Origin of the sequence: Ralstonia mannitolilytica, assembly GCF_905397375.1 — a bacterium.
Lineage (GTDB): Bacteria > Pseudomonadota > Gammaproteobacteria > Burkholderiales > Burkholderiaceae > Ralstonia > Ralstonia mannitolilytica.
Genome location: NZ_CAJPVG010000001.1, coordinates 492007 through 513669, shown reverse-complemented (window position 1 = coordinate 513669; position 21663 = coordinate 492007). Strand labels below are relative to the sequence as shown.

At 67.2% G+C, this 21663-nt stretch carries 24 protein-coding genes and 1 riboswitch; of the genes, 14 read left to right on the top strand and 10 right to left on the bottom strand.

Annotation, left to right across the window (positions count from 1 at the left end):
- Positions 1 to 37 precede the first annotated feature (37 nt).
- A complete protein-coding gene (locus tag KHN96_RS02210; RefSeq protein ID WP_062738737.1) occupies positions 38 to 886 on the top strand; it encodes a c-type cytochrome in 849 nt (282 codons plus the stop codon).
- Between the two features lie 27 nt (positions 887 to 913).
- On the opposite strand, the gene KHN96_RS02205 is transcribed toward KHN96_RS02210, so the two are convergent.
- A complete protein-coding gene (locus KHN96_RS02205) occupies positions 914 to 1423 on the bottom strand; it encodes a DUF1697 domain-containing protein (protein WP_062738738.1) in 510 nt (169 codons plus the stop codon).
- Between the two features lie 315 nt (positions 1424 to 1738).
- Between KHN96_RS02205 and KHN96_RS02200 the strand changes: the two genes are divergently transcribed.
- A complete protein-coding gene (locus tag KHN96_RS02200) occupies positions 1739 to 2167 on the top strand; it encodes a hypothetical protein (RefSeq protein WP_045219360.1) in 429 nt (142 codons plus the stop codon).
- A gap of 176 nt (positions 2168 to 2343) precedes the next feature.
- Positions 2344 to 3723: an FAD-containing oxidoreductase gene (locus tag KHN96_RS02195; protein ID WP_062738739.1), complete on the top strand. Its 1380-nt coding sequence runs from the start codon at positions 2344 to 2346 to the stop codon at positions 3721 to 3723.
- 69 nt (positions 3724 to 3792) lie between these two features.
- On the opposite strand, the gene KHN96_RS02190 is transcribed toward KHN96_RS02195, so the two are convergent.
- From KHN96_RS02190 to KHN96_RS02180, 3 genes are all read right to left on the bottom strand, one after another.
- The gene (locus KHN96_RS02190) at positions 3793 to 4875 is read right to left on the bottom strand and encodes a calcium:cation antiporter (RefSeq protein ID WP_115044472.1); all 1083 of its coding nucleotides are present in this window, start codon (positions 4873 to 4875) and stop codon (positions 3793 to 3795) included.
- A gap of 123 nt (positions 4876 to 4998) precedes the next feature.
- Positions 4999 to 5736, bottom strand: coding sequence for a spherulation-specific family 4 protein (locus tag KHN96_RS02185; RefSeq protein ID WP_233902566.1), 738 nt, complete (start codon positions 5734 to 5736; stop codon positions 4999 to 5001).
- Between the two features lie 178 nt (positions 5737 to 5914).
- Positions 5915 to 5996: riboswitch (cyclic di-GMP riboswitch) on the bottom strand.
- 161 nt (positions 5997 to 6157) lie between these two features.
- Positions 6158 to 7051: a LysR family transcriptional regulator gene (locus KHN96_RS02180; RefSeq protein ID WP_062738741.1), complete on the bottom strand. Its 894-nt coding sequence runs from the start codon at positions 7049 to 7051 to the stop codon at positions 6158 to 6160.
- Between the two features lie 85 nt (positions 7052 to 7136).
- On the opposite strand from KHN96_RS02180, the gene KHN96_RS02175 reads away from it, so the two are divergent.
- From KHN96_RS02175 to KHN96_RS02165, 3 genes are all read left to right on the top strand, one after another.
- Complete coding sequence (locus KHN96_RS02175) at positions 7137 to 7913, top strand: NAD(P)H-dependent oxidoreductase (protein ID WP_045219372.1); 777 nt, start codon at positions 7137 to 7139, stop codon at positions 7911 to 7913.
- A 94-nt stretch (positions 7914 to 8007) separates the two neighbouring features.
- Positions 8008 to 8793 carry a sulfite exporter TauE/SafE family protein gene (locus KHN96_RS02170; protein ID WP_045219374.1) on the top strand — a complete coding sequence of 262 codons (786 nt, stop codon included), beginning with the start codon at positions 8008 to 8010 and terminating at the stop codon, positions 8791 to 8793.
- Positions 8794 to 8822: 29 nt separating this feature from the next.
- The gene (locus tag KHN96_RS02165; RefSeq protein WP_045220392.1) at positions 8823 to 9227 is read left to right on the top strand and encodes a carboxymuconolactone decarboxylase family protein; all 405 of its coding nucleotides are present in this window, start codon (positions 8823 to 8825) and stop codon (positions 9225 to 9227) included.
- Between the two features lie 155 nt (positions 9228 to 9382).
- Here KHN96_RS02165 and KHN96_RS02160 read toward each other — a convergent pair whose 3' ends face one another.
- Positions 9383 to 9895 carry an acyl-CoA thioesterase gene (locus KHN96_RS02160; RefSeq protein WP_045220394.1) on the bottom strand — a complete coding sequence of 171 codons (513 nt, stop codon included), beginning with the start codon at positions 9893 to 9895 and terminating at the stop codon, positions 9383 to 9385.
- A gap of 169 nt (positions 9896 to 10064) precedes the next feature.
- Between KHN96_RS02160 and KHN96_RS02155 the strand changes: the two genes are divergently transcribed.
- The 8 genes from KHN96_RS02155 (at position 10065) to KHN96_RS02120 (ending at position 15762) form a co-directional block, all read left to right on the top strand.
- Entirely contained in the window at positions 10065 to 10448 is a 384-nt protein-coding gene (locus KHN96_RS02155) for a hypothetical protein (protein ID WP_062738742.1), read from the top strand.
- Between the two features lie 96 nt (positions 10449 to 10544).
- The gene (locus KHN96_RS02150; RefSeq protein ID WP_045219378.1) at positions 10545 to 10886 is read left to right on the top strand and encodes a hypothetical protein; all 342 of its coding nucleotides are present in this window, start codon (positions 10545 to 10547) and stop codon (positions 10884 to 10886) included.
- A 9-nt stretch (positions 10887 to 10895) separates the two neighbouring features.
- A complete protein-coding gene (locus KHN96_RS02145; RefSeq protein ID WP_062738743.1) occupies positions 10896 to 12302 on the top strand; it encodes a TolC family protein in 1407 nt (468 codons plus the stop codon).
- A gap of 2 nt (positions 12303 to 12304) precedes the next feature.
- Positions 12305 to 13603: a copper oxidase gene (locus tag KHN96_RS02140; protein ID WP_062738744.1), complete on the top strand. Its 1299-nt coding sequence runs from the start codon at positions 12305 to 12307 to the stop codon at positions 13601 to 13603.
- 47 nt (positions 13604 to 13650) lie between these two features.
- Positions 13651 to 14139 (top strand): cupredoxin domain-containing protein, encoded by a 489-nt coding sequence (locus KHN96_RS02135; protein ID WP_062738745.1) that lies wholly within the window; start codon positions 13651 to 13653, stop codon positions 14137 to 14139.
- A gap of 35 nt (positions 14140 to 14174) precedes the next feature.
- Positions 14175 to 14501 (top strand): copper-binding protein, encoded by a 327-nt coding sequence (locus KHN96_RS02130; protein WP_062738746.1) that lies wholly within the window; start codon positions 14175 to 14177, stop codon positions 14499 to 14501.
- Between the two features lie 129 nt (positions 14502 to 14630).
- A complete protein-coding gene (locus KHN96_RS02125) occupies positions 14631 to 15422 on the top strand; it encodes a phytanoyl-CoA dioxygenase family protein (protein WP_045220397.1) in 792 nt (263 codons plus the stop codon).
- A gap of 118 nt (positions 15423 to 15540) precedes the next feature.
- The gene (locus KHN96_RS02120; RefSeq protein WP_045219387.1) at positions 15541 to 15762 is read left to right on the top strand and encodes a hypothetical protein; all 222 of its coding nucleotides are present in this window, start codon (positions 15541 to 15543) and stop codon (positions 15760 to 15762) included.
- Between the two features lie 154 nt (positions 15763 to 15916).
- Here KHN96_RS02120 and KHN96_RS02115 read toward each other — a convergent pair whose 3' ends face one another.
- The 5 genes from KHN96_RS02115 to KHN96_RS02095 are packed head-to-tail and all read right to left on the bottom strand — an operon-like array spanning position 15917 to position 21441.
- Positions 15917 to 17485, bottom strand: a complete 1569-nt coding sequence (locus tag KHN96_RS02115) for a M20/M25/M40 family metallo-hydrolase (RefSeq protein WP_082062914.1) — start codon at positions 17483 to 17485, stop codon at positions 15917 to 15919.
- A 21-nt stretch (positions 17486 to 17506) separates the two neighbouring features.
- A complete protein-coding gene (locus KHN96_RS02110; RefSeq protein WP_045219389.1) occupies positions 17507 to 18985 on the bottom strand; it encodes an AMP nucleosidase in 1479 nt (492 codons plus the stop codon).
- A 46-nt stretch (positions 18986 to 19031) separates the two neighbouring features.
- Positions 19032 to 19805 (bottom strand): ABC transporter permease subunit, encoded by a 774-nt coding sequence (locus tag KHN96_RS02105; RefSeq protein ID WP_062738957.1) that lies wholly within the window; start codon positions 19803 to 19805, stop codon positions 19032 to 19034.
- The gene (locus tag KHN96_RS02100; protein WP_082062936.1) at positions 19802 to 20512 is read right to left on the bottom strand and encodes an amino acid ABC transporter permease; all 711 of its coding nucleotides are present in this window, start codon (positions 20510 to 20512) and stop codon (positions 19802 to 19804) included. Before KHN96_RS02100 ends, KHN96_RS02105 begins: the two co-directional genes overlap by 4 nt.
- Before the next feature lie 53 nt (positions 20513 to 20565).
- Positions 20566 to 21441, bottom strand: a complete 876-nt coding sequence (locus KHN96_RS02095) for an ABC transporter substrate-binding protein (protein WP_062738747.1) — start codon at positions 21439 to 21441, stop codon at positions 20566 to 20568.
- Positions 21442 to 21663 lie beyond the last annotated feature (222 nt).

The window sequence follows — 21663 nt, the reverse complement described above, 5'->3', positions numbered from 1 at the left end:
GCCTACACTTGCGTCGCAACGCTCTCAAGGAGACTCCATGAAGCACTGGCTGATGACGATGGCGGGATGGGTGCTCGGCGCCTGCGCCATGCTTGGCGGCACGGCACACGCCGACGATGGCGCCGCGCTCACGGTCAATGTAGGCGGGCAATCGCGTACGTTGTCGCGCGACGCGCTGCTGCACGATCCGCACCTGCGCGATGTCACCGTGGAAGACCAGAACCTCAAGCGCCGCCTGACCTTCAAGGCGCTGCCCGTGACCGAGCTGTTCCGCGGGCAGTCGATCAGCCCCGACGCCAGCGCCACCACGGCCGCCAGCGACGGTTATGTCTCGCACCTGCCGACGCGCCTGCTGCTGGCCGACCGCGCCGATGGCCCGCGCGCATGGCTGGCCGTGGAAGACCCCAACGCGCCGTGGCCCACGCTCAAGGGCCAGGGCATCGGCCCGTTCCGGCTGATCTGGACAGCGCCGCCGGCCAAGTCCTCGCTCGTCAATGAAAGCCTGTGGACCTACAGCATCGTGCGCATCGACATTGCCGCATTGCCGGGCGAGCGCTTCGCGGCCATCCGCCCCGCCGCCGGGCAGCCCGCCGATGGCCCCGTCATGCGGGGCTTTGCCACGTTCCAGCGTGTCTGCTTTTCGTGCCACACGCTCAACCGCGCCGGCGATGCGACGCTCGGGCCGGATCTGAACGTGCCGTACAGCCCCGTCGAATACCTCGGCGACGAGAAGCTGCGCCACCTCATCCGCGATCCGCAATCGCTGCGCTGGTGGCCCAATGCACGCATGTCCGCCATCGACGAGAAGACGCTGTCCAACGCGCAGCTCAACGATCTGCTCGCGTATTTCCACCATATGGCGCAGCACAAGGCCGCCGCGCAGTGACGGCGCGCGGCGCGGCCGCCTGCATGGCTATTCCGTCGCCCATTTCACCAGCGTGGCGATAGTGTTCATGTTGCGCGCCGTGCCGGCCTTGGCGGCCGGGATCTTCAGCTTGGAATCGGCCATGCCGCTGCCGTAGTGCACGTAGATCTCGCGCGTGCCGAGCGCCATCTCTTCTGCCTGGCGGCCGGTGGCGGCGTTGAGCGCGTCGGCCGGCGGCGGCGCATCGAGAAAGATGGCGACCGTCCGGTTTGGCGCGGTCGTCTTGAACGGATTGGCTTCCAGTACCGCGGCGAGTTCGTCCCCCGTGCGCACCACCACCCCTACGGGTTTGCCGGCGTAGTCCTCCAGGCAGCGCTCGAGCTTGGCCTTGACCGAGGCCGCCGACAGGGGGCTCTGAAAGACCACGTTGCCGCTGGCAATGTAGGTGCGCACGTGGGTCAGGCCGATCGATTCGCACATCGCACGCAGTTCGGCCATGGGCAGCTTGCCGGTGCCGCCCACGTTGACGGCGCGCAGCAGGGCGATGTAGGCGGGCATGGGGTCTCCTGTTCCGGTTGTCTTTTGAATGGCTTAGAAGCGCGATCCTCACCCGCTGGACGTTGCGCCTCCTCGCCGCAGTGCGCGCACGCTGCGGGCGCTTGGGAGGCAGCTTTGCCGGCCGTGTCAGCACTTGTGGGCGGCCACGACGCGAGGATAGCGCGACGCCGTGTTTGCAACATTCTGTTACGAGATTGACCGGCCTGTTTAACCCCGGCGGGGGTGTGCCTTGTATGCTGCGCCGCGAACCCATCGAGCCCGGGTCGGGGCGCGCCAGCGCCTACCGCATCCGCATAGACGAATCAGGAGAACCTCATGTTGAAGAAGATTGCACCCGCCCTGGCAGTGGCCGCGCTTGCCGGCCTGACGGCCTTGCCTGCAGCCGCAGATGATCTGACGAACGCCCTCGGCGGGGCGCTCGGCGGTGCCGGTGGTGCCGCAGTGGGCGGCGCCCTCGGCGGCCAGACCGGCTCCGTCATCGGCGGTGCCATCGGCGGCGGCGCCGGCGGCGCGCTGACGGCCAATGGCCGCGAGCGCAAGGGCGCCATCGTGGGCGGCGCACTTGGGGGCGGCGTGGGTGCTGCCGCGGGCAACGCCATGGGTGGCCGCGCGGGCGGCATCGTCGGCGCGGGCCTGGGCGGCGGTGCCGGCGCGGCGCTGGGCGGCAACGTTCAGCGCAATTCGTATCACGACCACGACGACCACGGCCGCCACCGCCACGGCAAGCACCGTCACCGTCATTGATCTGATGTGACGCCGGGGCGCCAGCGCGTGAGCGTGAGGCGCCCCGGTCGCTTTCTTGCTCTCCTTCGGACGACGGGCGGCGCCGACTGCCCGGCGGGCTGTCGGACCCACCGTAGCCGCGTGGCCGACCTATCCTATCGGGACGGCCGCCCCGGCACGCTACGAAGGAGAGCGCCATGACGCAACGCTTTGACGCCATCATCATCGGCACGGGCCAGGCGGGCCCACCGCTGGCCGCGCGGCTGTCCGCGGCCGGCATGAAGGTTGCCATCATCGAGCGCGGCCGCTTTGGCGGCACCTGCGTCAATACCGGATGCATTCCCACCAAGGCCATGGTCGCCAGCGCGTACGTGGCGCACATGGCGCGGCGCGCGGCCGACTACGGTGTGGCCATCGACGGCCCCGTCAGGGTGGACATGCAGCGCGTGAAGGCCCGCAAGGACGACATCGCCGGGCGCTCCAACCGCAACGTCGAGCAATGGGTGCGCGGCCTCGAGCACGGCACCGTGTTCCAGGGCCACGCCCGCTTTGAAAGCCCGAAGACGGTGCGCGTGGGCGGCGAGCTGCTGGAAGCCCAGCGCATCTTCATCAACGTTGGCGGTCGTGCGCTGGTGCCGCCGATGCCGGGGCTCGACCAGGTGCCCTATCTCACCAACTCGACCATGATGGACGTCGACTTCCTGCCCGAGCACCTGATCGTGATCGGCGGAAGCTACGTCGGGCTGGAGTTCGGCCAGATGTTTCGCCGCTTCGGCTCGCGCGTGACGATCGTCGAGAAAGGCCCGCGCCTCATCGCGCGCGAAGATGAAGACGTCTCCGAGGCCGTGCACGAGATTCTGGCGGGCGAGGGCATCGACGTGCGGGTGAACGCCAACTGCCTGAGCGTGCGGCGCAACGGCGCCGGCGTCGTGGTCGGGCTGGATTGCGCAGGCGGCGGGCGTGAAGTGTCGGGCTCGCATCTGCTGATGGCGGTCGGGCGCGTGCCCAATACCGATGACCTTGGCCTGGACAAGGCCGGCGTGGAAATCGACGACCGCGGCAACATCCGCGTCGATGAGCAGTTGCGCACGAATGTGCCGGGCATCTGGGCCATGGGCGATTGCAACGGACGCGGCGCGTTCACGCACACGTCGTACAACGACTACGAGATCGTGGCGGCCAACCTGCTCGACAGCGACCCGCGCAAGGTCTCAGACCGCATCCAGGCGTACGCCATGTACATCGACCCGCCGCTGGCGCGCGTGGGCATGTCGCTCGCCGAGGCGAGGAAGTCGGGGCGCAGGCTGCTGGTTGGCAACCGCCCGATGACGCGTGTGGGCCGCGCCGTGGAGAAGGGAGAGAGCCGGGGCTTCATGCGCGTGGTGGCCGATGCGCAGACGCACGAGATTCTCGGTGCATGCATCCTCGGCGTGGGCGGCGACGAGGCCGTGCATTCGATTCTCGACGTGATGGCCGCGAAGGCGCCGTACAAGACCATCAGCCGCGCCATGCACATCCACCCGACGGTGTGCGAGCTGATTCCCACCTTGCTGCAGGGGATGGAGCCCGCCGAGTAAAGCGTAAAGCGTGCCAAACAAAAAGGGGTGCCGCTGGGCACCCCGACATGCTGGCTGCGGGCCCGCGCCTCAGGGCACGATCGAAAGAAACAGGTACGCCGCGAAGATCGCCAGGTGCACCACGCCTTGCAGGATCGTCGTGCGTCCCTTGCCGAGGGTGAGCGACGACACGATGAGCGTGAGGAACAGCAGGACCATTTCCTTGGGGCCCAGGCCCAGTTCGAGCGGACGGCCAATCCAGATGAACACCGCGGCGACCGTGGGAATGGTCAGCCCGATGCTCGCCAGCGCCGAACCCAACGCCAGGTTCAGGCTGGTCTGGATGCGGTCTGCGTTGGCGGCGCGCAGGGCGGCCAACCCTTCGGGCAGCAGCACCAGTGCGGCGATGACGATACCGACCGCGGCCGGCGGCGCACCGGCGTTCACGAGCGCGGCCTCCACCGACGGCGACAGTACCTTCGCAAGCCCCACGACGGCCACCAGCGACACCATCAGCAGCACCCCGCTCAGCATGGCCACGGGGGCCGGCGGTGGCGGCGCGTGCACGTCTTCGTTGGAGCCTTCGGCCAGGAAGTAGTCGCGGTGGCGGATGGTCTGCACGATCACGAAGCAGCCATACAGCACCAGCGACGTGACGCCGGCAAAGCCGAGCTGCGAGGGCGTGAGCACCGGGCCCGGCGTGGAACTTGTGTAATTGGGCAGCACCATCGTCAGCGTGACGAGCGCGGCCAGCACGGCGAGCGCGGCATTGGCGCCCGGCGCCTGGAAGGCCTGTTCGCGGTGGCGCAGGCCGCCCACGAACAGACACAGGCCCACGATGCCGTTGCAGATGATCATGACGGCGGCAAAGACGGTGTCGCGCGCCAGCCCTGCCTTTTCCGGCCCGGAAGACAGCATGACGGAGACGATCAGCGCCACCTCGATCACCGTCACCGCAATGGCCAGGACCAACGTGCCGAACGGCTCACCGACCTTGTGCGCGACCACCTCGGCATGGTGCACGGCGGCGAAGACGGCGCCGGCCAGTGCAAGCGCCATCAGCGCGATCAGCCAGCCGGGGGCGGCGGTCAACGTGCCGGCGACCAGCACCACCCACGCGATGGGCGGGGCGGCGATGGTCCACAGCGGCAGCTTGTTGGAAGAGAGGGCCACGATGTTCTCCTTGTTGTTGCCTCGACGCTGGCGGGCAGCGCGGGAATGGATTGGCGTGTGGCCCAATATAAAGCATGTGCCGGGCGCGCCTCGTCAGCGCCCGGCGTGTCGATCGTCCGCGCCTTACTTGGCGGCGGCCACGGCGGCCACCTCCTGGCTCCAGTAGCTGGGCAGCGCGCCGTACGGATTCGGCAGCGTTTTCGAGGTGATGTACACGCTGCCGGCGCCCTTGCTCGATGCGTGCTGGACGAAGTTCTGCATCTGCGTGGCCGACGCCGCGTACACGATGTGTGCGAACCGGCTCGTCGGGTAGCTGGCCTGCCACGCTTGCGGGGCATAGCTGGCGTAGTGCCTGGCGTTGTCTTCAAAGACGACGATCTGGTCGGCCACCGGCAGGCTGGCGTAGATTTCGGGCACGTTGGTGCCCGGGTTGCCCGTGACCGTGTAGTTGGCCGACAGGCCCTTGATGTAGTTGTAGACCGACTGATAGAACTGCACGTTGGCGGTCGTGCCGTCGGCCGTCATCTCGTCGATGAAGAAGCCGTCCACCTGGTACAGCGCCTGATAGGCATTGATGTCCTGCACCACGTCCGACAGCGGCCGCTGCCCATACGAGGTGTAGACATAGCCGATGACCTTGCCGCCCGCCGCACGCACCTTGGCGACGGCCGCGACGTAGTTCGGGTCCTGCGTGGTGCCCGGGCCGCTGTCGGGGTTGAGGATCACGGTGGTCGGGACGGCGCTCGCGTTGGCGGCGAGCGTGTTCCATTGCGTTGCACCGCGGCCCGATGGGTAGATGTAGGCCGGGACGAGCAGCCCTTCGGCGTTGGCATGCGGCGCAGCCGCCAGTGCGCCGCCCATCAGCGCGAACGCGGCGCACACCCTGCGTGCGAGCCTGCTTCCCCGGCCGGGCGTGCGGTCCTGCTTGCGGCCCGCCTGCACTGCGGCAGCGGGTTCCTTCCAGTGTGTCGTTTTCATGGTTTGCCTCGTGAGCACGCCGCGCGTGCGTGCTGCAATTGGCCCGCCGTTGTTTCCACCAACGGGCAGCTGGCTGACTCCCCCCGTTGGGAGTCCCTGTAGTTTTGCGTCGCCGGATCGCTCCGGTTTTGCCGAACCGTCTCTGGGCCGTGGCCCATTGGACGAAGACTCTACCGACGGTGCGCGTGCCCGGCAAACGGAGAATGTGCCGGCATCGTCGTGTGAGGCCGGAACGTTGCCGGAAACCGACGCGGGCACGGCTGCGGCCGAGCCTTGCTGCTGACGATCAGGTCGTGACGCGTCGCTACATCGCGCCAGCAATCGCGTCGCGCAGCCACTGATGCGCCGGGTCGCGGTGCACGCGTTCGTGCCATAGCATCGACATCTCATACCCGGGCACCTCCACGGGAGGTTCGACCACCTGCAAGGCGCTCGCCCCGCGCACCAGCCGCTCCGGCAGCATGGCGACGAGGTCGCTGCCGGCAACCGCCGTCATCACGAACAGGAAGTGCGGCACCGACAGGACGACGCGCCGCGCGGCGCCGGCGGCCTGGAGCACGTCATCGGTGACGCCGGAGAACCCGCCGCCGTCGGGCGACACGATCACGTGGTCCAGCGCGCAGAACTGCGCCAGCGTCGGCCGCCGCTTCAGGCGGGGGTGTCCGGCGCGGCCCACAAGCACGTAGCGTTCGGTAAAGAGCGCGCGCCGGCGCAAGCCCGGTGGAGCGCCGTCCGTGGTGTGGAAGGCGAGGTCGATGTCGCCTTGCTCGGCCTGCTTTTCGATGCGTGGCGGCACCAGCTCCAGGACGGCCAGCCGCGTGCCGGGTGCGCTCGCGCGCAGGGCGTTGAGCGCAGGCAGGACGATGGTCGATTCGCCGTAGTCGGTGGCGGCCACGCGCCAGGTGTTGCTCGCCTGCGCCGGGTCGAACGGGCTGGCCGGGGCCACCGCCTGTTCCAGCGCTTCGAGGGCTTGCCGCAACGGTTCGCGCAGCGCCACGGCACGCGCGGTGGGCCGCATGCCGCGCGGGCCGGGCAGCAGCAGCGGATCGCCCAGGATCTCGCGCAGCTTGGCCAGGTGCACGCTCACCGACGGCTGCGAGAAGTTGAGCCGCTGCGCCGCCCGGGTGACGTTGAGCTCGGTCAGCAGCACGTCGAGCGTCACCAGCAGGTTGAGGTCCAGTCGCCTGAGATTATTCATGGTGATACCTAGAATACTGACAATTCATTTCCAATATACCTGCGCGGCGCGCATTCTGTGGCCCTCTCATCGAGGAGTTCCCACCATGAATGTTCTGATCGTCTATGCGCATCCTGAACCGAGGTCGCTCAACGGCGCGCTGAAGGACTTTGCCGTTCACCGTCTCGAGGCCGCCGGGCACACGGTACAGGTCTCCGATCTGTACGCCATGCAATGGAAGGCCGTGCTCGATGCCAGCGACAGTACCGTTGCGCCGGTCGGTCCGCGCTTTGATCCGTCGCTCGATTCGAAGTACGCGTTTGAAAACGGCTTCCAGGCCCCGGACATTGCGGCCGAGCAAGCCAGGTTGCGTTGGGCCGACGCTGTGATCCTGCAGTTTCCGCTGTGGTGGTTTTCCATGCCGGCCATCCTCAAGGGCTGGGTCGAGCGCGTGTATGCGTACGGATTCGCCTATGGCGTGGGCGAGCACTCCGACACCCACTGGGGCGACCGCTACGGCGAAGGTACGCTGGTCGGCAAGCGGGCCATGCTCGTCGTCACCACGGGCGGCTGGGAATCGCACTACAGCGCGCGCGGCATCAACGGCCCGATCGACGACCTCCTGTTCCCGATCCAGCACGGCATCCTGTACTACCCCGGCTTTGATGTCCTGCCGCCGTTCGTGGCCTACCGCACGGGACGGATGGATGCGGCCCGCTTTGCGCGGCTGACCGACGCGCTCGGCCGTCGGCTTGACACCCTGTTCAGCGCTGCGCCGATTCCCTTCCGCAAGCAGAACGCCGGCGATTACGAGATCCCGGCCCTCACGCTGCGGCCCGACATCGCGCCAGCCGCATCCGGTTTTGCCGCGCACATCGCCTAGGGCGACTACAATTTCCCGTTCCCATTTCCGGCGGCGCGCTGTGCTGAGCATGGCGCGCCGCCGTGTTCGTTTCTCCTGCGCATCGCATCCGGGCATGACGTTCCACGCGGTTACCACCGGCCTCATCAATCTGCTGCTTGGCATGGGCCTGGGCGTGGCGGGCGGCTTGCTCGGCATCGGCGGCGGGCTGATCGCCATTCCGGTGCTCGGCTATCTGTACGGCATGGACCAGCACCTGGCCCAGGGCACCGCGCTCGTGATGATCGCGCCCAATGTGCTGATCGGTTTCCTGCGGTACCACCAGCGGCATCCGGTGCAGTTGCGGTCCGTGGCCCTGATCTGCGTGTTCTCGATGGTGGCGACGTACGTGGCGGCCCGCTTTGCAGCGGGGTTGGATGCCCACCTGCTGCATACGGCGTTTGCCGTGTTCCTGATCGCGCTGGCGGTGTACTTCGGCTCGCAGCCCAGAGAGAATCCGGGCCACGCATACGATGCCGCCGCTGCCACGCAGCACGCCATGCCTGCCGCTGCGCTGCCGCTGATGGGCCTGGCCAGCGGCGCCATGTCGGGCATCTTTACGGTGGGCGGCGGGCTGGTGGTGGTGCCCGCGCTCGTGACGTTCTTCGACATGCCGCAAACGCGTGCACAAGGCATGGCGCTGGCGCTGGTGGTGCCGGGCTCGCTCATCGCGCTGGGCACCTATGCGCATGCGGGCCACGTGGACTGGGGCACGGGCATTCCGCTCGCCGTGGGCGGAATGCTGAGCGTGTCGTGGGGCGTGGCGCTGGCGTACCGGTTTTCTGCGCGCCGACTGCGGCTTGCGTTCTGCGCTGTGCTGCTCGGCACGGCGTTGATGATGTTGTGCGTCAAGCCGGTGTAATGCGCATTTTTGAGCAAGGAGCAAGCATCGTGGCAGAACAGGACAAGGCAGCAGGGCGTGCGCGGCGCGCACAGGTGATGGGCGAGGCGTTTGTGGAACGCGCGATGAGCGGGCTCGATGCGTTTTCAGCGCCGTTGCAGGATTGGCTCAACGAGCACGCGTGGGGCAGCACGTGGCTGCGCGATGTGCCGGGCGGCATCGACCTCAAGACGCGCAGCCTGTGCACCTGCGCCATGCTCGCTGCGCTTGGCCGCAGCACGGAACTGAAAGGCCACGTGCGCGGCGCCATCAACAACGGGGCGACAGCCGTGGAGATCCGCGAAGTGCTGCTGCACAGCGCCCTCTATGCGGGAGCGCCGGCGGCCATCGAGGCGTTCCGGTCGGCGCGCGAGGTGCTCAACGAGCTGGGCATCACGATCGAAGAAGACCGCTGACAGACACAGCCGCGTACTTTGCGCAAACGCCGGGCCGGCGCGTTATCCACAGAAACAGTGGGTAAGCCTGTGGATAACGTTGCCGGATGGCGATACAACGCGGTGGGCACTGGCTTGCCAACGGCGCAGGCAGGCAGCGTTGGCGCCGTGTTGTTCTAGCTGACGGTATCCGATGTACCCGGGGTGCCATACGCGGCCTTGATGGCCTTGTGTCGGGCTTCCATTTCCTGGCGCAGCGCACGGCGTTGCTGGGCCGCTTCGAAGCGTTCCTTTTCTTCCGCGTTGGCAGGCACCAGCGGCGGCACGTCGGCGGGTTTGCCGTTGTCGTCCACGGCCACCATGGTGAAGTAGCAGCTGTTGGTGTGGCGCACGACCTGGTTGCGGATGTTCTCGGTCACCACCTTGATGCCGATCTCCATCGACGTGCGGCCCGTGTAGTTCACCGACGCCAGGAACGTCACCAGCTCGCCCACGTGGATCGGCTGGCGGAACACCACCTGATCCACGGACAGCGTCACCACGTAGCGCCCGGCATAGCGGCTGGCACACGCGTAGGCGACCTGGTCGAGCAGCTTGAGAATGTGGCCGCCATGCACATTGCCGGAAAAATTGGCCATGTCGGGCGTCATCAGCACGGTCATGCTGAGCTGGTGGGATAGGGTGTTCATGGAGCGTCGAAGCGGAACGATGAGAAAAGCGGCGCGCAGAAATGGGTACGCAATGGCCCGCCATTGTGCCGTGTCCGCCTCAGCTTGTGCTGCATTGCGCGTCATTTGATGGCATCGCGCTACACTATCGGCTTTCGTGCCCTGCCTTCCTGGCCGCACCGTTTCTTCCATGCACCGCTTCCTGACACGCCTTCTGCTTTGGCTGGTCGTCCTGGCACTGCCCCTGCAGGGCCTGGCCGCGACCACCATGATGGCGCGCGCCGGTGCGATGGACGCGGTTGTCGCTGCCGCGGCAATGCCTTCCGACGACGGTGCTTTCATGGCCGATGGCTGCCATGACCACGAAGAGGCGGGTACGAAGATGCCCGTCCCGTCGCACTGCAAGACCTGCCCGGTCTGTGCCGCGTGCTCGCTCGGCTCGGTCATTCCCCTGGCTGCCAGCCTTGGCGTGCCGCTCCTCGAGCTGCCGGCCGATGCGCCGCGCGGCCGCGCTGTTTTCTTCCGCAGCTTCATTCCTGAAGCGTTGCAACGTCCACCCTCGATTCGCGTTTGACGCCACCAGTCCGTCCATAGAACGGGCTGGCCTCTGGTTTGACGGCTCCATGCACCGCATGCGGCCGTACGTCATCACGCCTGAACGAGGTTTCTCATGCTTTTCACACGATGGTTCGTGGCCGCCGCGCTGCTGGCGCTGGCGCCGCCATGGGCAGTCGCGCAGGGCGCCGCATCTGCGCCGGCGGCATCTCCGCCTGATCCGCTGAACGCGGACGCCGCTGTGCCGGCCGTCGCCGTGCCGCGCACATTCGACAGTTACCACGCCTATCGCGATACCGGTCCTGCGCCCTGGCGCGAGACCAACGCAGCCGTGAGCCCTGAGCCGGGCGCGGCCGCGCATGGCGGCCACGCAGCGCACAGCATGCCCGCGAGCGCGCCGGCCGCCTCCTCCAACAAGCCTGCCGGCGAGCCCATGCCCGGCATGCACCACCACTGAGGCGGCGCCATGCTCAAACTCTCCAACCGCCGACTCGCCCTGTGCGCGCTGGCGGGCACGCTGCTGAGCGGCTGCGCCACCGTCACGCAAGACAGCGGCTTCAAGACCGTTGCCGATGTGGCGCGCGACCGGCTGGGCAAGGACGCCACCTGGCAACGTTCACCGGAAGCACGCGACAGCGCCGCGCAACGCACACGCGAGCTGCTGGCCCAGCCGCTGACGATGGACAGCGCCGTACAGATCGCGCTGCTGAACAACCGTGGCCTGCAGGCTTCGTATGCGGAGCTGGGGCTATCGGAAGCCGCGCTCGTGCAGGCCAGCCGCCTGCCGAATCCCGGCTTCAGTTTCAAGCGCACGCGCAGCGGCGACGACGTGTCGATCGAGCGCACGTTCTCGCTGGCGTTCCTGAACCTGCTGACGCTGCCAATGGCCACACGCATGGAAGGCCGTTACTTCGAGCAGACCAAGCTGCTGGTCGCCAACCAGATGCTGCAGGTGGCCGCAGAGACACGCCGCGCATACGTCAATGCCGTCGCTGCCGAGCAATCTGCACGCTATGCGGAGCAGGTTCAGCAAGCTGCCGAAGCCGGGGCCGAGTTCGCCAAGCGTCTGGCGTCTGCGGGCAACTTCAGCAAGCTGGATCGCGCGCGTGAGCACGCTTTCTATGCAGAGGCCACCGCCACCTTGGCCCGTTCGCGGCAGCAGGCGCAGGCCGAGCGCGAAGCGTTGATCCGCCTGCTGGGTGTGTGGGGCGCAGATACCGGTTTCAAGCTGCCGGAACGGCTGCCCGACCTGCCGAAGGATCGCCCTGAACTGCAGCAGATCGAGGCCTATGCGTTGCGCAACCGGCTCGATATCCTGGCGGGCAAGTTGCAGGTCGAGGGGTTGGCATCGTCGCTGGGGCTCACGCAGGCCACGCGCTTCATCAACGTGCTGGATCTCGGCTACGTGCGCAACAGCAAATCGAACGAGCCCCGTGAAACGGGCTACGAGATCAGCATCGAGATCCCGCTGTTTGACTGGGGCGGTGCCCGCGTGGCGCGCGCGCAGGCAATCTACATGCAGGCGGCCGACCAGCTTGCCGACACGGCCGTGCGTGCGCGTTCGGAAGTGCGCGAATCGTACGTGCGCTACCAGACGGCATATGACCTCACGCGCCACTACCGCGACGAGGTCGTGCCCGTGCGCAAGCGCATCTCCGACGAGATGCTGCTGCGCTACAACGGCATGCTCGTGAGCGTGTTCGAACTGCTGGCCGATGCGCGCGAGCAGGTGAATGCCGTGAACGGCTACATCGACGCGCTGCGCGGTTACTGGATTGCACAGACCGACTTGCAGATGGCGCTGGGCGGCAAGCTGCCGCCGGCTGAAGCGAATGCGGCCACCACAGCGCCGAACTCTCCTCAAGGACATTGAACATGGTTTCCCGACGTCAATTTCTCGGTGGCACGGGCGCGGCCATGCTCGGCGCAGCGATGGTCTCGCGCGCCGGCGCGGCCTCGCTGCCCGAAGCACCGCTGCAATCGAAGCCCGCCACGCAGCCGCCGCTTGCGCCGCCCACCGGCCGGCCGTACAACCCCGTCGTCACGCTCAACGGCTGGACGCTGCCGTGGCGCATGCGCGGTGGCTGGAAGGAGTTCCACCTCGTGGCCGAGCCCGTCGAGCGCGAATTCGCACCCGGTATGACGGGCCATCTCTGGGGCTACAACGGCCAGAGCCCTGGCCCGACGATCGAATGCGTGGAAGGCGATCGCGTGCGCATCTTCGTGACCAACAAGCTGCCCGAGCACACCACGGTGCACTGGCACGGCATGATCCTGCCCGCCGGCATGGACGGCGTGGGCGGCCTGTCGCAGCCGCACATTCCAACCGGCAAGACCTTCGTCTACGAGTTCGAGATGAAGAAGTCCGGCACCTTCATGTACCACCCGCATTCCGACGAGATGGTGCAGATGGCGATGGGCATGATGGGCTTTATCGTCGTGCATCCGAAAGACCCGGCGCAGCATCGCGTCGACCGCGACTTCGTCTTCCTGCTCGCCGCGTACGACATCGACCCCGGCTCCTACACCCCGCGCGTGGCCGAGATGACCAACTTCAACATGTGGACGTGGAACAGCCGCGTCTTTCCCGGCATCGACCCGTTGCCCGTGCGTCTGGGCGACCGCGTGCGCATCCGCATGGGCAACCTCACCATGACGAACCACCCGATGCATCTGCACGGCCATACGTTCGAAGTGGCGGGCACCGATGGCGGCTGGGTCCAGCCAAGCGCGCGCTGGCCGGAGGTGACGACGGACATTGCCGTGGGCCAGATGCGCGCCATCGAGTTCATTGCCGACAACCCCGGCGACTGGGCCTTCCACTGCCACAAGTCGCACCACACGATGAACGCGATGGGACACAACGTGCCGACCATGATCGGCGTGCAGCAGAAAGACCTCGCCAAGAAGATGAACGCGCTGGTGCCCGACTACATGGGCATGGGCCAGGCCGGCATGGCCGACATGGGCGAGATGGAAATGCCGCTGCCCGACAACACGCTGCCCATGATGACGGGGCAGGGCCCGTTCGGCGCCATCGAAATGGGCGGCATGTTCACCGTGATGAAGGTGCGCCGCGATCTGCCGCGCAACAGCTATGCCGACCCCGGTTGGTACAAGCACCCGAAGGGCACCGTCGCCTACGAATACACCGGCACCGGCATCGACGACTGATCGATCCTGAATCCACACCCCATACAAAACGTAGACCGAGACCAAACATGCAACGCAATCTGATCCGTTCCACCTTCCTGGCCGCGCTGATGTCGATGGCCGCCATCGCGCACGCATCTGGCGCTCACGTCGACGGGCATGACCATGGCGATGCCGCCATCGGTGAACCCGGCGACGCCGCCCGCATCACGCGCACGGTGCGCGTCGACATGACCGACACCATGCGCTTCACGCCCGCGCGGATTACCGTGGAGCGCGGCGAGACCATCCGCTTCGAAGTCGTCAACAGCGGCCAGGTACGGCACGAGATGACGCTGGGCACGCCGGCCGACCTCGTCGCCCACGCCGAGCAGATGCGTCGGCACCCCGAGATGGAGCATGCCGACGCCAACGCCGTCACCGTAGACCCAGGCCAGCGCGGCGAAATCGTGTGGCACTTCACGCGCCCCGGCTCGGTCGAGTTTGGCTGTCTGCAGCCCGGCCATTTCGAGGCCGGTATGCGCGGCGCCGTGCGCGTGCGCGGCCGCCAGTCCTGATCTCTCCAACCCCTTCATTCGACAAAGAGGCCGACATGATTCGTTATGCCCTGATGCTGGCCGCGCTGCTCCTCGGCGCGCCGTTCGTTCACGCAGCCGAGGATGCCGCTTCCGCTTCCGCGCCCGCGGCCACGACGGCCGTACCCATGTCCGAAGGCGAAATCAGGAAGGTCGATGCTGCTGCCGGCAAGCTGACCATCCAGCATGGCCCGCTCGTGAACCTCGGCATGGAGCCCATGACGATGGTCTTCCGCGTGCAGGACCCGGTCATGCTGTCCAAGGTGCGGCCGGGCAGCAAGGTCCGCTTTGTCGCCGAGAAGATCAACGGCGTGCTGACGGTGACAGCACTGGAAGTGGACTGAAGCTGGTTTGATCCTGCGCAGGCCGCGCGCGGTCTGGTACCGCGGCCGGCCTGCAAGCGACGGGGTGGCGCGCTACACTCACCATCTTTCGCCGCATATCGATTGCCGTATTCGTACGTTCGTCTCGCCATGACCGCGCCCGCTTCCACGACTTCCCATCCACAACCGCTCTCCGACGAGCAGCAAGCCTTCTTCCAGAAACACGGCTACGTCGTGCTGCGCGGTCTTGCGAGCCAGCAGGAATGCGCGGCCTTGCTCGCGGCGGCCCAGGAGGCGCTGGCCAACGCGGTGCCCCCGTTGGAGCTGGAAACCGATGTCGGCTATGCCGGCGCGCCCGCTTCGCGCGAAGCCGAAGGCGGCCAGACCGTGCGCCGCCTGCTCGATGCCGATTCACGGGGCACGCCCTACACCGAGTGGGCCCGCGACCGGCGCGTGGCCGGCGCGATTGCGCAGCTGATTGGAAGCCCCGTGCATCTTTCGCTCGCGCATCACAACTGCGTGATGACCAAGCATCCGGCATTCGGCACGGCCACGCACTGGCATCGTGACAGCCGCTACTGGTCGTTTGCACGCAACGAGCTGGTGTCGTCGTGGCTGGCGCTGGTGGAAGAAACGGTCGACAACGGCTGCCTCTGGGTGATCCCGGGCAGCCACACGCTGAACCTGCCCGCCGAGCGTTTCGACGAAAAACTGTTCCTGCGCCAGGACTTGCCGGAGAATCGGGAGCTCATCGACACCGCCCGCCCGGTGCCCCTTCTGCCGGGAGACGTGCTGCTCTTTCATTGCAACACCTTCCACGCTGCACGCGCGAACCAGACGGGGCAGGTCAAGTTCTCGGCGGTGTTCACGTATTACGGGCCCGGCAACCACCCGCTGCCCGGTACGCGCTCGTCTGCGCGGCCTGATCCGCTGGTCGGCTGAGCGGCCTACGCTCGATGCATCACCCGGCCTCACCCATTTGTAGGTGGGCGGCGGACAGATTTATGTCACATGCCTTTGCTATGGTGAATGCTCAACAATCATGAGCGGGGGAAACACCATGCCGATTCAGGAAGTGACACACGGAGCGCATGTCATCTTCATCGATCCGCTGCAGCGCGATGACCGTCGTTGGACGGCGCGTTTTCAGGTCTGCCGGGCCGGCCATGTCGTGTGTGACTGGGAAGATGTCGAGATGCCCGAGGGCTTCATCTCGCCCCAGCTCGCATTGAGCGCGAGTGTGCTGCTGGCAGAACACCGCCTGTCCAGCTTGCCGCACTAGCGCCAGGAACCGCAAACGCCCGCCACCCCGGCGGGTGTTTTCTTTGTACGGGGTGCGATCTCCGGTAGCGCCTGCCTGCCGCGTGCACCCGGCGGATCGTTTGCGAGGTGCGCCCGGCACCTTCCTCGTTGGCGCGCCGCGTGGCGCGCTGCCGTCACAGCGGATGCGTCATCAGGCCATGGATGGTGCGCACACCGCTTACGTAGTTGCCCATGCGCAGGTTTTCATTCGCGGCGTGCTGATTGTTGTCCGCGTTCACCAGCGGAACGATCGCGAAGGGCACCTGCAGCACGCGCACGATTTCCGCGGTGGGCACCGTCCCGCCCATCATGCGGATGCGCACCGGCGCGGGCTTGGCGCCAAACGTGTCCGCCAGCGACTGATAGGCCCACTTTCCCACGGCGGAATCGATTGGCGAGCCGGCGGCGTCCGCGCCTTCGCTCTGGTACCAGAAGCTTGCGAGCTTGTCATAGCGGCTGCGTTCCTCGTCCGTCGGCGCATTCTTCACAAGGTGATAGCCCTGGCGGACGATGTGCTGCTCGATCAGCTTGCCGAGGTAGTCTGCGGTGGAGTCGGGTGTGGTCCGCAGGTCGAGTTCGGCGACGGCCTTGTCGGGCACGATGTTGGCCACCTTGTCGCCCACCGCCGCGGCGCCCATGCCGCGCACGTTCAATGAGGGGTACTGCATCGCCTCCTGGTAGTTGGCGCCGACCTTGTCGGCGTGCGCAATGCCCAGGCGCTTGTTGAGCGCGGCTTCGTCATCCGGCACGGCCGCCATGATCTGGCGGTCGGCCTCGCTGATCTTCACGTGGTCGTAGTAGCCCGGGATGGTGACGCGGCCATCGTCGCTCTTCATCGATGCCAGCAGCGTTGCCAGGCGCTGCGCCGGGTTGGGCGCGTAGTTGCCGTAGTGCCCGCTGTGCAGCGGCACCTTGCCGCCGTAGACGGTGAGCCGCGCTTCGGCCGCACCGCGGTTGCCGAAGATCAGCGTCGGGAGGTTGGTCGCGTGCATCGGGCCATCGTGGATGACGATGGCGTCGCAGCGCAGCAGGTCACGGTTGGCCTGCATGATCTTGCTGATCGACGGCGAGCCTTTCTCTTCCTCGCTGTCGAGGATGACCTTGACGTTCACCGCCGGCTGCGCGCCCTGGGCCTTCAGCGCATCGATGGCGGCCAGCATCATCATGATCGGGCCCTTGTCGTCGGCGGATGCCCGGCCGAACACGCGCCACTCGGGGTCGAGCGGCCCGTTGAACAGTTGCGCCGGGTCGATCTCTTCCCAGCCGCCCTGCGCCGTCTTGCGCTTGAGTACGGGCGTCCACGGGCTCTTCTGCGCCCACTGCGCGGGAATCACCGGCTGCCCGTCGAGGTGCATGTAGAACAGCACGGTCTTGCGCGCGGGGTCCGCATTCGGCAGCTCGGCGAAGAGCATCGGCTTGCCGTCGTTTGCGAGCTGCCGTGTCGTGAAGCCGCGCTTGCGGAACGCCTGCTCGAGCCAGTCGACGTTCTTGCGGATGTCCTCCGGCGCGATGGCGTCGTTGGGCAGGGAGAGCACCTCGAAGTATTCACGGTAGGTGCCCTGCGCATAGCGTTCGGCGTCCGCGGTGGACAGGTCGGCCGCGCTGGCCGCACCGGCAGCGCCCAGCAGGAGCGCGGCAAGCCACGTGCAGCGCTGCGGGTTCTTGCGTGACAGCGTTTGCGAGGCGGCGTGCGGTGCCGGCATGTTCGTAGGGGCGGGGGTGGGTCAGCGAAACGCTGGCTCGTCGAAGCTGCGCAGCTTGCGCGAGTGCAGCGCTTCGACGCCGGTGGCGCGCAGCAGGCGCACGGCTTCCATGCCGATGTCCAGATGCTGGCTCACGCGCTGGCGGTAGAACAGGTTGGCCATGCCGCGCAGTTTCAGCTCGCCATGAAGCGGCTTGTCCGATACACAGAGCAGGGTGCCGTAGGGCACGCGCAGGCGGAAGCCGTTGGCGGCAATCGTGGCGCTTTCCATGTCGATGGCGATCGCGCGCGACTGGTTGAAGCGCGTGTACAGCGCCTGGTACTTCAGCTCCCAGTTGCGGTCGTCGGTGGACACGACCGTACCGGTGCGCATGCGCGATTTCATGTCGGCGCCCGAGAGCCCAGTGATGCGCGCCACCGCCTCTTGCAGCGCCACCTGGATCTCTGCGATGGGCGGCACGGGCACCCACGGCGGCAGGTCCTGGTCGAGCACGTGGTCGTCGCGCACATACGCGTGGGCGAGCACGTAATCGCCGAGCTGCTGCGAGCGGCGCAGCCCGCCGCAGTGGCCGATCATCATCCAGCAGTGCGGACGCAGCACGGCCAGGTGGTCGGTGATGGTCTTGGCGTTGGACGGGCCCACGCCGATGTTCACCAGCGTCACGCCCAGCTTGTCTTCGCGCACGAGGTGGTAGGCCGGCATCTGCGGCAGGCCCTTGATGCGGTGCGCGTCGTCGGGCGCGGGCATGCCGAGGTCGTGCTCGGTGTCGCCGGGTTCGACAAAGCGGATGTAGCCCTCGTCGTTGCCGTCTTCCATGAGCTTGCGGCCCAGCGCGGCAAATTCATCGACGTAGCGCTGGTAGTTCGTGAACAGCACGAAGCGCTGGAAGTGTTTGGGGTGCGTGGCGGTGTAGTGGTACAGGCGCTGCAGCGCCAGGTCGACGCGCTCGGCGGTGAACATCGACAGCGGCTGCGGCTCGTCGCCCATCGGCCGGTAGGTGCCGTTGGCGATGGAGTCATCGATCATCGACAGATCGGGCAGCGTGAACGCGCTGCCGAGCGCGCGCGCCTGTTCGGGCGTGATGTCGACGGTGGAGGCCTCCACCACGAAGGGCAGCGGAATCGGCCGGTTGCTCACGCCCACGACCACGGGGCTGTTGTGGTAGTGCAGCAGGCGCTCGATCTGCACGCGGTAGTAATCGCGGAAGAGATCCGGCCGCGTGAGCGTCGTGCCATAGACGCCCGGATATGCCACCGTGCCCCACGCCGGGCGCGCATCGCTCACCAGCGTTTTCGGGTCGACGGTGATGCCCAGGTACGGGTAGCACGCGGCAGCGGCCTCGCTGCAGTCTTCGCCTCGCGCAAATGCGTGGAAGCGATCGCGGACGGCCTGCGCCGAGCGTTCGTAGATGGCGGTGATGCGCTCGACGGCGGTGTTGGCATCGGTGCAGATGGCCAGGTCTTGCGCGGGATAGAGGTGAGTGGCGCGGGTATCGGTCATGTTTCGATGATACCGGCGTTTTGTGAACCTGAGATAGCGGCGTTGCCTAGGTGACGGCGTCGGATGCCGGACGCGCGCGCCAGCGCAAAAAGCGCTGCCAGGTCGACATGGGGGAGCGGTGCGCGACGGCCTTGCCCGTGTCCGCGCGCAGCCCATTGGGCAGCGCCTCGATGCCGCTGCACAGCAGGAAGTACAGCATCGCCACCGCGCCGAACACCTCGGCCGGATAGGCTACCGTGCGGCTGTTGACCTGGCTCGCGGCGGTGGATAGCTCGACCACACCCACGATGTAGGCCAGCGACGTGTCCTTGACCGTCGACACCCACTGGTTGGCGAGCGACGGCAGCATGATGCGCCACGCCTGCGGCAGCACGATCGTGAGCAGCGCCTGCGTCGGTCGCATGCCCAGCGCCAGCGCCGCGTTGCGCTGTCCCGTGCCGACGGCGTGCAGCCCGGCTGCCATGCTTTGTGCAATGTAGGCCGCGCCCACGGCGGCGAGTGCGGTGACCACCGTGGCGGTCTCAGGCACCGCCACACCCAGCGCCATCGGGATCAGGAAGTACGCCCAGAACATCAGCATGAGCACCGGAACGGCGCGCAGCGTTGCCAGCAGACCGCGCAGCAGGCGCGCCAGCCAGGCGAGGCCGGGGGCGGCATCGAGCCGGTCCAGCAGAAGCGCGGCGCCCACGCCTGCCGCCGTGGCGGCCAGGCAGGCCCACAAGGCCATCCAGAGGGTGAGTGCGGCGCCCGCGAGTGTCCCGTTCGGGTACGGGCCCACCAGCAGGTAGCGCAGGTGCAGCAGCACGGCGTCGATCGTCATGCGGGGGCGCCGGCCGGCGTTGCCGAGGCACGCGCCCATCCGAGTCGGTGCAGCAGCATCGGCGCCGCCCATTGCAGCAGCAGGATCGCGGCGGCATACAGCACCGTCGCCACGGCAAAGGCCTGGAACGCGAGCAGCGTGTCGGTTTCCACCTGCCGCGCGCTGTACGAAAGCTCCGCCAGCCCGATGCCCATGGCCAGCGACGTGTTCTTGATGGTGTTGGCGCACTGCCCGAGCAGCGGCAGGGCCGACACGCGCAACGCCTGCGGCAGCACCACGCGCAGGAAGGCGGCGCGCGGCGTAAAGCCGAGCGACAGGGCGGCCTCCCGCTGCCCCTGCGGCACGGCGCGCAGGCCGGCGCGCAACTCCTCCGAGAAGAATGCGCCCGCATACAGCGCAATGCCGAACGCCCCCGCCAGGAATTCAAACGATGGCGCAGGCAGCCGCCAATTGCCCAGCGCGATCCCGTTCCAGCCCGTGATGGCGCCGATCACGTGCTCGCCGAGCAGCTGCGCGGCTCCGAAATACCAGAAGAACAACTGCACCAGCAGCGGCGTCTTGCGCACGAAGGCCACCAGCGCGCGTGCCGGCAGATGCAGCCACGGCAGGGTGCTGGCCCGCAGCCCCGTCAGCAGCAGGCCGATGATCAATCCCCCCGCGATGGCGGCCGCCGACACCAGCAGCGTCATGCCAAAGCCCTCCAGCATCCAGCCGAGATAACGCGGCGGCAGGGGCTGGAGGAAGGCTGGCAGGCTCAAGCTCACTTCGTACTGCCGATGACGAAGTCGCGCGCAAGCGGTGCCGCGCTCTTCGGGCCGAACCAGCGGTCGTAGATGCGGGCGGCGGTGCCGTCCTTCTCGAGGCTGAGCAGGATCTGGTCGATGGTGGCGGTCAGCCGCGCTTCGCCTTTGGGAATGCCGATGCCCATGTACTCGCGTGTCAGCACGAACGGCGAGATCTCGAGTTCGTTGCGGTTGGGCAGCGTCGCGAGCAGCGCGCCGAGCTTCGCACCGTCCTGCGCAAACGCCTGGATGGCGCCGCTGCGCAGCGCGGTGAGCGCGAGCGGCGAATCGTCATACGCGATCACGCGGGCGTTCGGATAGCCGTCGCGCAGCGTGGTCTCCTGCGTGGTGCCCTTGTCGACGCCCAGGCGGATGCCGTCTTTCTTCAGGTCCTCCGGTTGCTTGAGGAAACCCTTCCTCGCGATGAACTGCAGGCCGCTGGCGAAGTACGGCGTGCTGAAATCGATCTGCTTCTTGCGCTCGTCCGTAATGGTGAAGTTGGCCGCCACGATGTCGACCTTGCCCGAGGTGAGCAGCGGTACGCGGTTGGCCGGGTTGGTGGCGCGCAGTTCCAGCTTCACGCCCAGCTTCCTGGCGATCTCCTGCGCGTAATCGACATCGAGGCCGACGGGCTGGCCAGTCCTGGCGTCGGCATAGCCGAAGGGCGGGTTGGCATCGAACACGCCCACGCGCAGCACGCCCGCGCGTCGGATGTCGTCCAGCCGGTCGGCGCGGGCGGCCGGCGCGTGCAGTACCGCGACCGCCAGCGCCGCCCCGATCACCATGCCCACCGCCTGCCGGGATGCGCGCGTCAGTCCCCGCAACAACAGCCGCCCTGAAAAGCCTGCCTGCATGACAACTCCCCTGAAGATTTTGAGGGGTCCAAGCGTAGGGCCGACGCCCGGCCGTGCAAACGAATTCGTTGGCAGATCGATATGCGCGGTGAACCACGGCGGCGTCTGGGGATGCGGCTGGCCCTTCAGTTTTTACATTTGCCGCCGATAATGCTTGACAGGGCATCTGGCGAGCTGTTTCGCCATCGATTCCCTGGGAAAAGAACAACACCGAACGGGGAG

Excerpts from the sequence above, each read along its gene's own strand:
- KHN96_RS02210 (WP_062738737.1), top strand. The coding sequence starts at position 38 with ATGAAGCACTGGCTGATGACGATGGCGGGATGGGTGCTCGGCGCCTGC.
- KHN96_RS02205 (WP_062738738.1), bottom strand. The coding sequence starts at position 1,423 with ATGCCCGCCTACATCGCCCTGCTGCGCGCCGTCAACGTGGGCGGCACC.
- KHN96_RS02200 (WP_045219360.1), top strand. The coding sequence starts at position 1,739 with ATGTTGAAGAAGATTGCACCCGCCCTGGCAGTGGCCGCGCTTGCCGGC.
- KHN96_RS02195 (WP_062738739.1), top strand. The coding sequence starts at position 2,344 with ATGACGCAACGCTTTGACGCCATCATCATCGGCACGGGCCAGGCGGGC.
- KHN96_RS02185 (WP_233902566.1), bottom strand. The coding sequence starts at position 5,736 with ATGGGCGGCGCACTGGCGGCTGCGCCGCATGCCAACGCCGAAGGGCTG.
- KHN96_RS02180 (WP_062738741.1), bottom strand. The coding sequence starts at position 7,051 with ATGAATAATCTCAGGCGACTGGACCTCAACCTGCTGGTGACGCTCGAC.
- KHN96_RS02175 (WP_045219372.1), top strand. The coding sequence starts at position 7,137 with ATGAATGTTCTGATCGTCTATGCGCATCCTGAACCGAGGTCGCTCAAC.
- KHN96_RS02170 (WP_045219374.1), top strand. The coding sequence starts at position 8,008 with ATGACGTTCCACGCGGTTACCACCGGCCTCATCAATCTGCTGCTTGGC.
- KHN96_RS02160 (WP_045220394.1), bottom strand. The coding sequence starts at position 9,895 with ATGAACACCCTATCCCACCAGCTCAGCATGACCGTGCTGATGACGCCC.
- KHN96_RS02155 (WP_062738742.1), top strand. The coding sequence starts at position 10,065 with ATGCACCGCTTCCTGACACGCCTTCTGCTTTGGCTGGTCGTCCTGGCA.
- KHN96_RS02150 (WP_045219378.1), top strand. The coding sequence starts at position 10,545 with ATGCTTTTCACACGATGGTTCGTGGCCGCCGCGCTGCTGGCGCTGGCG.
- KHN96_RS02145 (WP_062738743.1), top strand. The coding sequence starts at position 10,896 with ATGCTCAAACTCTCCAACCGCCGACTCGCCCTGTGCGCGCTGGCGGGC.
- KHN96_RS02140 (WP_062738744.1), top strand. The coding sequence starts at position 12,305 with ATGGTTTCCCGACGTCAATTTCTCGGTGGCACGGGCGCGGCCATGCTC.
- KHN96_RS02135 (WP_062738745.1), top strand. The coding sequence starts at position 13,651 with ATGCAACGCAATCTGATCCGTTCCACCTTCCTGGCCGCGCTGATGTCG.
- KHN96_RS02130 (WP_062738746.1), top strand. The coding sequence starts at position 14,175 with ATGATTCGTTATGCCCTGATGCTGGCCGCGCTGCTCCTCGGCGCGCCG.
- KHN96_RS02125 (WP_045220397.1), top strand. The coding sequence starts at position 14,631 with ATGACCGCGCCCGCTTCCACGACTTCCCATCCACAACCGCTCTCCGAC.
- KHN96_RS02120 (WP_045219387.1), top strand. The coding sequence starts at position 15,541 with ATGCCGATTCAGGAAGTGACACACGGAGCGCATGTCATCTTCATCGAT.
- KHN96_RS02115 (WP_082062914.1), bottom strand. The coding sequence starts at position 17,485 with ATGCCGGCACCGCACGCCGCCTCGCAAACGCTGTCACGCAAGAACCCG.
- KHN96_RS02110 (WP_045219389.1), bottom strand. The coding sequence starts at position 18,985 with ATGACCGATACCCGCGCCACTCACCTCTATCCCGCGCAAGACCTGGCC.
- KHN96_RS02105 (WP_062738957.1), bottom strand. The coding sequence starts at position 19,805 with ATGACGATCGACGCCGTGCTGCTGCACCTGCGCTACCTGCTGGTGGGC.
- KHN96_RS02100 (WP_082062936.1), bottom strand. The coding sequence starts at position 20,512 with ATGCTGGAGGGCTTTGGCATGACGCTGCTGGTGTCGGCGGCCGCCATC.
- KHN96_RS02095 (WP_062738747.1), bottom strand. The coding sequence starts at position 21,441 with ATGCAGGCAGGCTTTTCAGGGCGGCTGTTGTTGCGGGGACTGACGCGC.